Source organism: Methylovulum psychrotolerans (assembly GCF_002209385.1).
Lineage (GTDB): Bacteria > Pseudomonadota > Gammaproteobacteria > Methylococcales > Methylomonadaceae > Methylovulum > Methylovulum psychrotolerans.
The window spans coordinates 3,162,877-3,175,263 of the sequence record NZ_CP022129.1 but is presented as its reverse complement, the minus strand read 5'-3'; the positions used below and the strand labels follow the sequence as shown (position 1 = coordinate 3,175,263).

The window sequence follows — 12,387 nt, the reverse complement described above, 5'->3', positions numbered from 1 at the left end:
GGATGCGTCCTTCTGGGTTCATCCCGTTTTGCATATTTGAGGTAACGTGTTTGACTAAGTCTGCTTTATTAGTGTTAGAAGATGGTACGGTATTTAGCGGTGTCTCGGTAGGGGCAGACGGCTGTTCGGTCGGCGAAGTGGTGTTCAACACCGCCATGACCGGCTATCAGGAAATTCTCAGTGACCCGTCTTACGCCCGGCAAATTGTCACCCTGACCTATCCGCATATCGGCAATGTCGGCACCACCGCCGAAGACGACGAATCGGTGGGCGTATTCGCCAGTGGCCTGGTGATTAGGGATTTGCCGTTGTTGGCCAGTAACTGGCGTAGCGAGAAAACCTTGCAGCAGTATTTGCTGGACAATAACGTGGTGGCGATTGCCGAAATCGACACCCGCAAACTGACCCGCCTGTTACGCGACAAAGGTGCGCAACGTGGCGCGATAGTGGCGGGTGAAGAAGTTGATGTGGCGACCGCCACGGCGGCCATTGCTGGCTTTGCGGGCCTAAAAGGCTTGGATTTGGCGAAAGAAGTCACCACCGCCGACAGTTACGCCTGGACAGAAAGCACTTGGACGTTGCAAGACGGGCATTTGCCGGGTGAAAATCTGGGCAAGCATGTCGTGGCTTATGATTTTGGCATCAAGCGTAATATCTTGCGTTTGCTGGTTAAGCGCGGTTGCCGTGTCACGGTCGTACCTGCCCAAACCCCTGCCGCCAACGTGTTGGCACTGAACCCCGATGGGGTATTTTTGTCCAACGGTCCGGGCGATCCAGAGCCTTGTACTTATGCTATTGATGCTATCCGTGACATTTTGGCGACCAAGATTCCGGTGTTCGGCATTTGTTTGGGCCACCAATTGTTGGCTTTAGCCAGTGGCGCGAAGACTGAGAAAATGAAATTCGGCCACCATGGCGCTAACCATCCGGTACAGAATCTCGCCACCGGGCATGTCATGATCAGCAGCCAAAACCACGGCTTTGCCGTTAATGAGGCCAGTTTGCCGGATAACCTGATCGCCACCCACCGCTCGTTATTCGACGGTAGCTTACAGGGTATCAGGCGGACGGACGTGCCGGCTTTCAGTTTTCAGGGGCATCCCGAAGCGAGTCCGGGGCCGCATGATGTGGAAGGTTTGTTTGATGAGTTTATGGTGATGATGGCTGCGCATTAAATGCGTGTTTTGCTGGGATAATGGTGTTTTTGGCCATCGTGCGGTGGCTATACATTATCAATTGCAACGAGTCAAAATATACGGGATAGGCTTAAGGGATATGAGGCCGTTTTCTCGAGGGAGTTGCTCAAACTGATATTTTTCCCTGTTGACTCATTTTTTTCATGCAAAGCGACGCGCTGTTTATTATCTGTCAAGCCTATTTTTGAAAGTATCAAGCTAGATTGTCCACCTAAGGCTAGCAGTTGAGTTGAAGCAAAGCAAATTGCCTCTCATGGCGTTTAAGGCAATAAAAATAACTTTGGAGGCTAGATATGCTGCAAGTAACCCTAGAACTCAAAAATAACGAAGATGAGATGCTTTTGTTGCCGTTGTTACAGAGGTTGGGCATCAGGTATTCAACGTTAAAAAAAGAAGATAATAATGAAAGCCTTGCTTATCATCGGCAGATTATTGAGCGTGGTGTCGATATGGCTGACTTTGATGGTTTTTTGCAAGAATTTAATGATAGCCGCCAAGATAGGCATTTACCCTTTAGAAACGAATGAGGCTGCTGGACAGTAATATCCTGATTTATTCACAGCTATCGGAATATGCTTATTTGCGTCCCTTTATCTTCGACCAAGACAGTGCCGTTTCAAAAATCACCCAGCTTGAAGTTTTAGGCTTCCATCGATTGAACGATGAAGCTAGGCAGTATTTTGTAAGCTGTTTTCAATTTATTAATTTAATTGAAATAAATAACAGCATTATCGATAGGGCAATCCTTCTGCGCCAACAACGTAAAATGTCATTAGGTGATGCCATTATAGCCGCAACAGCCTTGTGCTATAACGCAACAATCATAACGCGTAATGTAAAAGACTTTGCGGAGATTGCCCATTTAAATGTAATAACCCCCTTCATAGTTAACTGTTAGGGCTTGGTGGGTTTAACTGATTAATTATATTAACAAAGCAAAAATATGCCCAAAAGAACCGACATAAAATCCATTTTATTATTAGGCGCAGGCCCCATCGTTATTGGTCAGGCTTGCGAATTCGATTACTCCGGCACCCAAGCGTGTAAAGCGTTGCGTGAAGAGGGCTACCGCGTGATTTTGGTTAACTCCAATCCCGCGACGATTATGACCGACCCCGATATGGCGGACGCGATTTATATCGAGCCTATCGACTGGCAAACCGTGGAAAAAATCATCGCCAAAGAACGTCCCGATGCCATTTTGCCGACCATGGGCGGGCAGACCGCGCTCAATTGCGCCTTGGCTTTAGACAAGCACGGGGTTTTGGCAAAATACAATGTCGAAATGATCGGCGCGACCAAAGAAGCGATTAACAAAGCCGAAGACCGCCAATTGTTCAACGATGCGATGGCGCGTATCGGTTTTGAGGTCGCCAAGTCAAAAACCGCGCATACCATGGAAGAAGCCTTTGCGGCGCAAAAAGAAGTCGGCTATCCGACAGTCATCCGTCCGTCCTTTACCATGGGCGGCAGTGGCGGCGGTATTGCCTACAACAAAGAAGAGTTCATGGAGATTTGCGAACGTGGCTTGGACTTGTCGCCGACTAACGAATTGCTGATTGAAGAATCGGTGTTGGGTTGGAAAGAGTACGAGATGGAAGTCGTGCGCGACAGCAAAGACAATTGCATCATCGTTTGCTCGATTGAAAACTTCGACCCGATGGGGGTGCATACCGGCGACTCGATTACCGTTGCCCCTGCGCAAACGCTAACTGACAAAGAATATCAAATCCTGCGTAACGTGTCTTTGGCAGTATTGCGTGAGATTGGCGTGGATACGGGCGGCTCTAACGTGCAGGTGGCGATTAATCCGGTCGATGGCCGTTTGATCGTCATTGAAATGAACCCACGGGTGTCGCGTTCGTCGGCCTTGGCTTCCAAAGCCACGGGCTTCCCGATTGCGAAGGTTGCCGCCAAGTTGGCGGTGGGCTTTACTTTGGACGAGTTGCAAAACGAAATTACTGGCGGTGCGACCCCTGCATCGTTTGAGCCGAGCATCGATTATGTCGTGACCAAAGTGCCGCGTTTCACCTTTGAAAAATTCCCGCAAGCCGATGACCGTCTGACCACGCAAATGAAATCGGTCGGTGAGGTGATGGCGATAGGCCGCACCTTCCAAGAGTCTTTGCAAAAAGCCTTGCGCGGTTTGGAGATCGGCATCAGCGGTTTGGATGAAATTATTGATTTGAATGCCGATGAAGCCTTGGATAAAATCCACAGGGAAATGCGCCACCCCGGCCCTGACCGTTTGCGTTATGTGGCCGATGCTTTCCGTATCGGCATGAGCCTGACCGAAATCCATGATGTTTGTAAAATCGACCCGTGGTTTTTGGCGCAACTGGAAGATTTGGTGCTGTCTGAAAAGGCCTTGGCGACCAAAACCTTGTCAACGCTGAAAACAGGCGAGTTATATAAGCTCAAACGCAAAGGCTTTTCCGATGTGCGGTTGGCGAAGCTGTTGGGCACCTCAGAAACTGAAGTGCGCAATACCCGCCACAAGCAAAACATCCGGCCAGTCTATAAGCGTATTGACTCCTGCGCAGCGGAGTTTGCCTCCGATACCGCGTACTTGTTCTCAACCTATGAAGAAGAGTGCGAAGCGCGGGTATCCGACCGGGAAAAGATTATTATTCTCGGCGGCGGCCCTAACCGTATCGGCCAAGGCATCGAGTTTGACTATTGCTGTGTCCATGCGGCTTTAGCTTTGCGGGAAGATGGTTACGAAACCATTATGATTAACTGCAACCCGGAAACGGTCTCCACCGATTTTGACACCTCTGACCGCTTGTATTTTGAGCCGTTGACCTTGGAAGATGTCTTGGAGATTGTCCATCTGGAACAGCCTAAGGGCGTGATTGTCCAATACGGTGGCCAAACCCCGCTGAAATTGGCCCGCGCCTTAGAAGCGGCGGGAGTGCCGATTATCGGTACCTCGCCCGACTCGATAGACTTGGCGGAAGACCGCGAGCGGTTCCAGAAATTGCTGGAGCGGTTAAATTTGAGGCAGCCGCCGAATGCCACCGCGCGTTCGGTCGATCAGGCCATCAGTGCCGCAAAGGAACTGGGTTATCCGTTGGTGGTGCGCCCCTCTTATGTGTTAGGTGGCCGGGCGATGGAAATCGTCGTCAACGAAGAAGGTTTGCAACGCTATATGAAAGAAGCGGTGAGTGTCTCTAACGACTCGCCCGTCTTACTTGACCGCTTCCTAGATGATGCCGTAGAAATGGACGTGGATGCCATTTATGACGGCGAGCGCGTCCTAATTGGCGGTTTGATGGAGCATATCGAGCAAGCCGGGGTGCATTCCGGTGACTCGGCCTGTTCGTTGCCGCCTTATGATTTGCCGGCGCATCTGCAAGACCAATTGCGCGAACAAGTGGCCAGAATGGCTGAGGCTTTGGGGGTGCGCGGTTTGATGAACACCCAGTTTGCGATTCAGGGCGAAGACATTTATGTGCTGGAAGTGAATCCTAGAGCCTCCAGGACTGCGCCTTTTGTCTCCAAAGCCACCGGTTATGCGTTGGCGAAAATCGCCGCGCGGGTAATGGTAGGTCAAACCTTGGCACAGCAAGGTGTGACCGAAGAGCGTATCCCCGATTATTATTCCGTTAAGGAAGCGGTGTTCCCGTTCGTGAAATTCCCTGGTGTCGACCCATTATTAGGACCGGAAATGAAATCGACGGGCGAAGTTATGGGCGTGGGTAAAACCTTCGGCGAAGCTTTTGCCAAATCGCAACGGGCGGCAGGTGTCAATCTGAATGCCAGCGGTAAGGTGTTGATCAGTATCCGCGACGGCGATAAGGCGAAAGCCCCGGAAATCGCCCGCATGTTGGTCGATAAAAAGTACGAAATTGTCGCCACGGGCGGTACGGCTAAGTATCTTAAGGAAAAAGGCATCCCTTGCGAACTGGTCTATAAGGTCAATGAAGGCCGACCTAATACGGTTGATATGATTAAAAATGGTCAAATCCAACTGATCATCAATACCACTATCGGCACAAAGGCTATTTCCGATTCCTTCACCATGCGCCGCGCCGCTTTGCAGAACCGGGTGCCTTATTACACGACTATGGCCGGGGCACGGGCCGCCTGTTTTGCTTTAGGCGAGCTGGATGCGGGTGATGTGTCGTGTTTGCAGGACTTGCATAAAAGTTTAAAGTGATCTTGGGCTTGATAATAAAAAACCAAGACAAAACCAATAAATTGGAGTTTTTGAAAAATGAGTAAAGTACCTCTGACGGTAAAAGGCGCGGAAAAATTACGCGCCGAATTGGAAGAATTAAAGACCGTGGTCAGACCACGCATTATTGCTTCAATAGCGACAGCCCGCGCTCACGGCGACTTAAAAGAAAACGCCGAATATCATGCCGCCCGCGAGCAACAAAGCTTTGCTGAAGGCCGGATTGGCGAAATTGAAGGCAAGTTGTCCAACGCCCAAGTGATTGATGTCACTAAACTCGATGCCAACGGCAAGGTCGTGTTTGGCGCGACGGTGGAAATAGAAGATGTGGATTTGGAAAAGCGCGTGGTTTACCAAATTGTTGGCGAAGATGAGGCCAGCATTAAAGATGGCCGCATTTCTATCGGCTCGCCCATTGCGCGTGCCTTAATCGGCAAAGAAGTCGGTGATGTGGTGACGGTTAAGGCACCGGCGGGCAATGTCGAGTATGAAATACTCTCGGTCGAATATATCTGATACAGTGTAACTGGTTATTCTAAAAGCTATTTAACGCCTATAGACGGCCCGACCAGACGGTGGGGCCGTGTACGCGGTGGGGTTGTTAACCTCCACCGCACGGTCGGACGTAAAACGCTCCGCACCATCGGCAAAGCCTTATCCCCGTACCAAACTATTATTTCTTGGGGTTCAATCGGTATAGCACCGCAATCTGGCCTATCGCCTGAATCAGCTCAGCACCCGTCGCACCGCAAATTTTTTCGCTAATCAACTTGCGTTCATCGCGTTCCGCGCGTATTTTGACCTTAATCAGCTCGTGGCTGTCCAATGCCAGTTCAATTTCCGCAAGGACGGCATCGGTCAAACCTGACTGGCCAATCATCACTACGGGTTTTAGGGTATGGGCATTGGCGCGTAATTGTTTCTTATCTACAGAGTTCACTCTCTATTCCTGAAAATCAAAAGCTTATTTTACACTAAAACACAAGGCCTATGGCACGAACTAAAAGCAGTAACCGTTGGATGCAGGAACATTTTGATGATGAATACGTCAGAATGGCGCAAGCGCAGGGCTACCGTTCGCGGGCGGTATTCAAATTGAGTGAGATCCAAGACAAAGACCAGCTGATTAAGCCGGGCATGAACGTGATCGACTTAGGGGCGGCGCCAGGTGGCTGGTCACAGTTTGCCAAGCCCTTAATCGGTAAAAATAACCGCTTGGTGGCATTGGATATTTTGCCGATGGAGCCATTGGAAGGTGTTGATTTTATTCAGGGCGATTTCCGCGAAGAGGCAGTGCTGGCGGAACTGTACAGGGTGCTGGATGATGCCCCCATCCATTTGGTTATGTCGGATATGGCCCCGAATATGAGCGGCAATAACAGCATAGACCAGCCCCGCGCCATTTATTTGGGGGAACTGGCTTTGGATACGGCAAGAACCGTATTGGCGAAGAACGGCAGTTTTTTAGTCAAGTTATTTCAGGGGGAAGGTTTTGAGGCGTTCCATCGGGAAGTGCAACAGGCTTTTGCTAAGGTCGTCATCCGTAAGCCGAAAGCCTCAAGGCCGCGCAGTAATGAAGTTTATATTTTGGCGAAAGGCTTTAAATAATCTTTGGTAGCCCATAGATCTATGCTATCAAGTGTTGTCCGCCTACAAATAACCACAGTCTGGACGATAAGTCCTGATATAATTTAATAAATGTTTTAAACCGAGCGGTTCAAGCCTAGGGCGTGTTTGTGAACGATATGATAAAAAATGTAGTCTTGTGGGTCGTCATTGCCGTTGTGCTGATGTCCCTGTTTAATAATTTTGGCTCTCAAAGCGAGAGGGCCGATTCGGCGCTGTCCTATTCTCAATTTATTGAGTCGGTAAAGGCAGGCCAAGTCCAGCAAGTGATGATAGACGAGCATGTCATCAAGGGCAAAATGCAGGGTGGGCAGGTGTTTAAAACCTACGCGCCTTCTGATATTCATTTGGTTGATGATTTGTTGGCGAACGGCGTGGAAATTAAGGCCGTGCCACCCGAACAGCCTTCCTTGCTGATGAATTTGCTGATGTCCTTTGGCCCTATGCTGTTGCTGATTGGCATCTGGGTATTCTTTATGCGGCAAATGCAGGGCGGCGGCGCCGCTGGCCGTGGGGCGATGAGCTTTGGCAGAAGCAAAGCGCGGATGCTCGAAGAAGACCAAATCAAAGTCACTTTTTCCGATGTCGCAGGTTGTGACGAAGCGAAAGAAGAAGTGGAGGAAATGGTTGATTTCCTGAAAGACCCTGCCAAATATCAGCGTTTAGGCGGTAAAATTCCTAGAGGCGCATTGATGATAGGCCCTCCGGGTACAGGTAAAACCCTGTTGGCTCGGGCCATTGCAGGCGAAGCGAAAGTGCCGTTTTTCACCATTTCCGGTTCTGATTTCGTGGAAATGTTTGTCGGTGTCGGTGCCTCTAGGGTGCGCGACATGTTTGAGCAAGCGAAAAAACACGCGCCTTGTATTATCTTTATCGACGAAATTGATGCTGTAGGCCGTCAACGCGGCGCGGGTTTGGGTGGCGGCAACGATGAGCGCGAACAAACCTTAAACCAATTGCTGGTGGAAATGGACGGTTTTGAAGGCAACGAAGGCATTATCGTCATCGCCGCCACCAACCGTCCTGACGTGTTGGATAAGGCCTTGTTGCGTCCGGGCCGTTTTGACCGTCAAGTGACGGTCGGCTTGCCCGATGTCCGTGGCCGTGAGCAAATCCTTAATGTCCACATGAAAAAAGTGCCTGCGGCCGACGATGTTGAAGTCAAATACATCGCCCAAGGTACGCCGGGCTTTTCCGGCGCCGATCTGGCCAATTTGGTCAACGAGGCGGCGTTATTTGCGGCGCGGATGAACAAGCGCGTCGTCAGTATGTTTGATCTGGAAAAAGCCAAGGACAAGCTGATTATGGGTGCGGAACGGCACACGATGGTCATGGGCGACAAAGAAAAGAAAATGACCGCCTACCATGAGGCGGGCCACGCCATCGTCGGCAAGTTAGTGCCTGAACATGATCCGGTCTATAAGGTCAGCATCATGCCCAGAGGCCGCGCCTTGGGTGTGACCATGTTCTTACCCGAAAAAGACCAATACAGCGCCAGCAAACAAAAATTGGACAGCATGATCTCCAGCTTATACGGCGGACGTATTGCCGAAGAGATTGTTTTTGGTTGGGAGCAGGTCAGCACGGGGGCTTCTAACGACATTGAACGCGCCACCGAATTGGCACGGAATATGGTCACTAAATGGGGCTTGTCACAACGCTTAGGGCCTTTGGCTTATAGCGAAGAAGAAGGCGAAGTATTTTTGGGCCGTTCCGTAACCCAACATAAAACCGTTGCCGAAGAAACTTCGCATACCATTGACGAAGAGATACGCTCTTTTATTGACCGTAACTACGAACGTGCCGAACGGCTTATCAAAGAAAACTTAGATATTCTTCATGCGATGGCGGCTGCTTTGATGAAGTATGAAACCATTGATAAAGACCAAATCGAAGATTTGATGGCGCGTCGCCCGGTGCGTGACCCGCAAGGCTGGCAAGATACGCCGCCGCGCGGTGGCGTTAAGATTGATGACCTGAAAGAAGGCAACATTATCGCTAATCCGGCTGAACAAAGTTAATTATTGATAAAATCGCTAAAATCGATAAAATTCGCAGATAAAAAGGGGAGGCTGAAAACCTCTCCTTTTTTTTAGCTAATTTTTCCGAGATGAAGCTTAAAATAACAAAAAATAACAAAAAGGGAGCAGACACTATGGCGACAAAAAAGTATTTCGGTACGGATGGTATCAGGGGCAAGGTTGGCGAAGCGCCCATAACCGCCGATTTTCTGTTAAAGCTCGGTTGGGCTGCTGGGCAGGTGTTTGCCAATGACCAGCAAGATTTTGTGCTGGTGGGTAAAGATACCCGCATTTCCGGTTATATGTTCGAGTCGGCATTGGAAGCGGGGCTGACCGCTGCCGGAGTCGGTACACGTTTGTTAGGCCCCATGCCGACCCCAGGCATCGCCTATCTGACCCGAACCCTACGCGCCAAAGCGGGCATTGTCATTAGCGCCTCGCACAACCCTTACTACGACAATGGCGTGAAATTCTTCTCGGTACAAGGCTGTAAATTGCCTGATGACATCGAATGCGAAATCGAGCGTTATATGGACATGCCCATGACCACCGTCGAATCGGCGCAACTAGGTAAGGCCAAACGCTTAGAAGATGCCGCCGGACGCTATATCGAATACTGCAAAGCCAGCATTCCGACCCGCCTGGATTTTGCGCAGATGAAAATCGTCGTCGATTGCGCCCACGGTGCGACTTACCATATCGCCCCGCATGTGTTCAGCGAAATCGGCGCGGAAGTCATTGCTATCGGTATCCAACCGAACGGCCTGAATATTAATGACCATTGCGGTGCGACCCATCCGGCCACCTTGGCCGCCGCCGTGTTGGCAAACCAAGCCGATTTGGGCATTGCCTTAGATGGCGATGGCGACCGTTTGATTATGGTCGACCACAAAGGCGAAATTGTTGACGGTGACGAGTTGATTTACATTATCGCCCGCTCCAGGCAAGCCGCCGGACAAATGGCCGGGCCCGTGGTCGGAACCTTAATGACCAATCTTGGCATGGAACACGCCCTAAAAAAACTGGGCATTACGCTGCTGAGAGCCAAAGTCGGCGACCGCTATGTCATGGAAATGCTGGAAGCCCACAACGGCATCTTAGGTGGCGAAAACTCCGGCCATATCATTTGTTTAGACAAAACCACCACGGGTGACGGCATTATCGCCGCCCTGCAAGTGTTGGCGGAAATGCAATACAGCGGCAAATCCCTGCATGAACTGAAATCGGCCATGCAAAAATATCCGCAAGTTCTTATTAACCTGAGAACGGCACACAAAGTGGATATCGACCGGCACGAAGGCATACAACAGGCAGTCAAAGCCGTTGAAAAAGCCTTGGGTGACACGGGCAGGGTATTGCTTAGGGCCTCAGGAACAGAGCCGTTAATTCGTGTCATGGTTGAGGGCGAGCATGAAGAAAAGGTCAATAATTATGCCCAACAGCTTGCCGAAGCGGTACAGAGTGCAATCGGCACTTGAACTCAATCCTGTTAGCCTATATCATAGGCGGCTTTATTCTATGTGGAGGTAATGATGCGTCAGTCACTGGTTATCGGTAATTGGAAAATGAATGGGACTCGTGCTAGTGTTGAATTGCTTGCACAGGGTATTATGGCTGGCTTAGGCGACAATACCGCAGGGATTGCCGTTTGCGCCCCTTACGTTTATTTACCTAGTATCGGCGAAATTATCAACGGTAGCCGCTTGGCTTTAGGTGCACAAAATGTCGCCGACAAAGCTTCCGGTGCCTATACAGGTGAAGTGTCCGCCGCCATGTTGGCCGAATTCGGTTGCCAATACGCGTTAGTCGGCCATTCCGAACGGCGCAGCTACTATGGCGACACCGACGCATCAGTCGCCGCCCGTTTCTGCCAAGCCCAAAGCCAAAACATCATCCCCGTTTTGTGCATTGGTGAAACCTTGGAACAACGCGAACAAGAACAAACGTTTGCTGTCGTTGACGGACAGCTTGATGCCGTTATTGAGTTGGCTGGCATTGCCGCGTTTAACAACGCCGTCATCGCTTATGAGCCAGTATGGGCCATAGGCACAGGCAAAACCGCCAGTGATGAACAGGCGCAAGAAGTCCATCAGCATATCCGTCAATACATCGCCGCAAAAGATCAGACCATTGCCGAAAAAATACAAATATTATACGGTGGCAGTGCGAAACCTGATAACGCCAAAGGCCTGTTTGCCATGCCGGATATTGATGGCGGCTTAATCGGTGGGGCTTCCTTGGATGCGGAATCCTTCTTAAAGATTTACCATTCAGTGTAGAGTAGTTTAAACTTTCATGTATCAAATCATTATAGTAATTCATGTGTTGCTGGGTCTGGGCATAATTGGCCTGATCATGATCCAGCAAGGCAAAGGTGCTGATGCCGGGGCTTCATTTGGCTCCGGTTCATCAGGCTCGGTCTTTGGGGCGCAAGGGGCAGGGTCGTTCTTATCAAGAACCACAGCAACCTTAGCGACCTTATTTTTCCTGACCAGCTTAGGCTTGGCGGTATTAAACGGACGGCAAGGCGCCGCTTACGACCTGATGAGTTCGGAAGCCGCTAAAAAAGACCCTATCGGTATTCCGCCAGCAGACATTAATACCCCGCCAGCCCCTGCTGCGGATATTAACAAAGCGGTGGAAAATGCCTTGAGCAACCCGCCTGTTGTCCAGCCTGAACAGGTGCAGCCGCCTGTAGCCGCCCAACCTGAGGCCGCTCCCGTGACAGGTGAAGCGACCCCAAGTGGTGCTGAGGTTAAACCATTGCCAGATGCCGCCGCCCCTGTGGTGCAAGAAGAAGTTAAAGCGCCCGAAGGTTCTACTGAAGCCGCTAAGCCACTGGAAGAAACTAAGGTTCCAGAAGTTGAAGCCGTTAAGCCTGTGGTAGTGCCGAAAGCCGAAGAAGCCAAACCTGCCGAAGCTGAGCAAAAACCAGCCGACAAAAAGGCCATTGCCAAAGCAAAAAAAGAAGCCGCCGCGAAAGCAAAAGAAGACAAGAAAAAAGCTGCCGCCGCTGCCAAAGCCAAAAAAGAAGCAGAGAAAAAATAGTTAAAGCCGATGTGGTGAAATTGGTAGACACGCCATCTTGAGGGGGTGGTGACGCAAGTTGTGCCGGTTCGAGTCCGGCCATCGGTACCAAATAGGGGTTTTAATCAGCCCAAGCAATACAAGAACCCGCAAGCCGTAAGGCTTCGCGGGTTTTTTTATTGGCTGGGGGGTTTGGGGGTATTGGTCATGGGTTATCGACAAAGCCTTTTGCGTTCTGCGCCGAAGATAGTCTGCACCAACCGGAGTGCAATGGTCTTTAGCCATTGCACGATGACTCTTGTGCAACGATAAGCTGCAACAGCAAGCTATACCATTA

11 protein-coding genes and 1 tRNA gene are annotated in these 12,387 nt (G+C 50.4%); 11 read left to right on the top strand and 1 reads right to left on the bottom strand.

Translation table 11 applies throughout. The features are described from left to right. Window positions 1–50 precede the first annotated feature (50 nt). From carA to greA, 5 genes are all read left to right on the top strand, one after another. Window positions 51–1,175, top strand: coding sequence for a glutamine-hydrolyzing carbamoyl-phosphate synthase small subunit (gene carA, locus CEK71_RS14440; protein WP_088620040.1), 1,125 nt, complete (start codon window positions 51–53; stop codon window positions 1,173–1,175). A 314-nt stretch (window positions 1,176–1,489) separates the two neighbouring features. Continuing rightward, entirely contained in the window at window positions 1,490–1,723 is a 234-nt protein-coding gene (locus CEK71_RS14435; RefSeq protein ID WP_088620039.1) for a hypothetical protein, read from the top strand. After that, window positions 1,720–2,094, top strand: coding sequence for a type II toxin-antitoxin system VapC family toxin (locus CEK71_RS14430; protein WP_088620038.1), 375 nt, complete (start codon window positions 1,720–1,722; stop codon window positions 2,092–2,094). The genes CEK71_RS14435 and CEK71_RS14430 overlap by 4 nt, the downstream gene beginning before the upstream one ends. 45 nt (window positions 2,095–2,139) lie before the next feature. Beyond that, entirely contained in the window at window positions 2,140–5,358 is a 3,219-nt protein-coding gene (gene carB / locus CEK71_RS14425; protein ID WP_088620037.1) for a carbamoyl-phosphate synthase large subunit, read from the top strand. 57 nt (window positions 5,359–5,415) lie between these two features. Beyond that, on the top strand, window positions 5,416–5,892 hold the full coding sequence (greA, locus tag CEK71_RS14420) for a transcription elongation factor GreA (protein ID WP_088620036.1): 477 nt from the start codon (window positions 5,416–5,418) through the stop codon (window positions 5,890–5,892). Between the two features lie 157 nt (window positions 5,893–6,049). Here greA and yhbY read toward each other — a convergent pair whose 3' ends face one another. Then, window positions 6,050–6,316 carry a ribosome assembly RNA-binding protein YhbY gene (gene yhbY / locus CEK71_RS14415; RefSeq protein ID WP_088620035.1) on the bottom strand — a complete coding sequence of 89 codons (267 nt, stop codon included), beginning with the start codon at window positions 6,314–6,316 and terminating at the stop codon, window positions 6,050–6,052. Window positions 6,317–6,366: 50 nt separating this feature from the next. Here yhbY and rlmE point away from each other — a divergent pair, with 50 nt between their 5' ends. The 6 genes from rlmE to CEK71_RS14385 all read left to right on the top strand — a co-directional run bounded on the left by rlmE (window position 6,367) and on the right by CEK71_RS14385 (window position 12,161). After that, entirely contained in the window at window positions 6,367–6,984 is a 618-nt protein-coding gene (gene rlmE, locus CEK71_RS14410; RefSeq protein WP_088620034.1) for a 23S rRNA (uridine(2552)-2'-O)-methyltransferase RlmE, read from the top strand. 137 nt (window positions 6,985–7,121) lie between these two features. Beyond that, a complete protein-coding gene (gene ftsH, locus CEK71_RS14405; protein ID WP_088621634.1) occupies window positions 7,122–9,023 on the top strand; it encodes an ATP-dependent zinc metalloprotease FtsH in 1,902 nt (633 codons plus the stop codon). A gap of 134 nt (window positions 9,024–9,157) precedes the next feature. Continuing rightward, window positions 9,158–10,501, top strand: coding sequence for a phosphoglucosamine mutase (gene glmM, locus CEK71_RS14400; protein ID WP_088620033.1), 1,344 nt, complete (start codon window positions 9,158–9,160; stop codon window positions 10,499–10,501). Between the two features lie 54 nt (window positions 10,502–10,555). After that, window positions 10,556–11,302 (top strand): triose-phosphate isomerase, encoded by a 747-nt coding sequence (gene tpiA, locus CEK71_RS14395; protein WP_088620032.1) that lies wholly within the window; start codon window positions 10,556–10,558, stop codon window positions 11,300–11,302. Window positions 11,303–11,318: 16 nt separating this feature from the next. After that, the gene (secG, locus tag CEK71_RS14390; RefSeq protein ID WP_088620031.1) at window positions 11,319–12,071 is read left to right on the top strand and encodes a preprotein translocase subunit SecG; all 753 of its coding nucleotides are present in this window, start codon (window positions 11,319–11,321) and stop codon (window positions 12,069–12,071) included. A 5-nt stretch (window positions 12,072–12,076) separates the two neighbouring features. Further along, window positions 12,077–12,161: transfer RNA gene (locus CEK71_RS14385), tRNA-Leu, on the top strand. The last annotated feature ends 226 nt before the right edge of the window (window positions 12,162–12,387 follow it).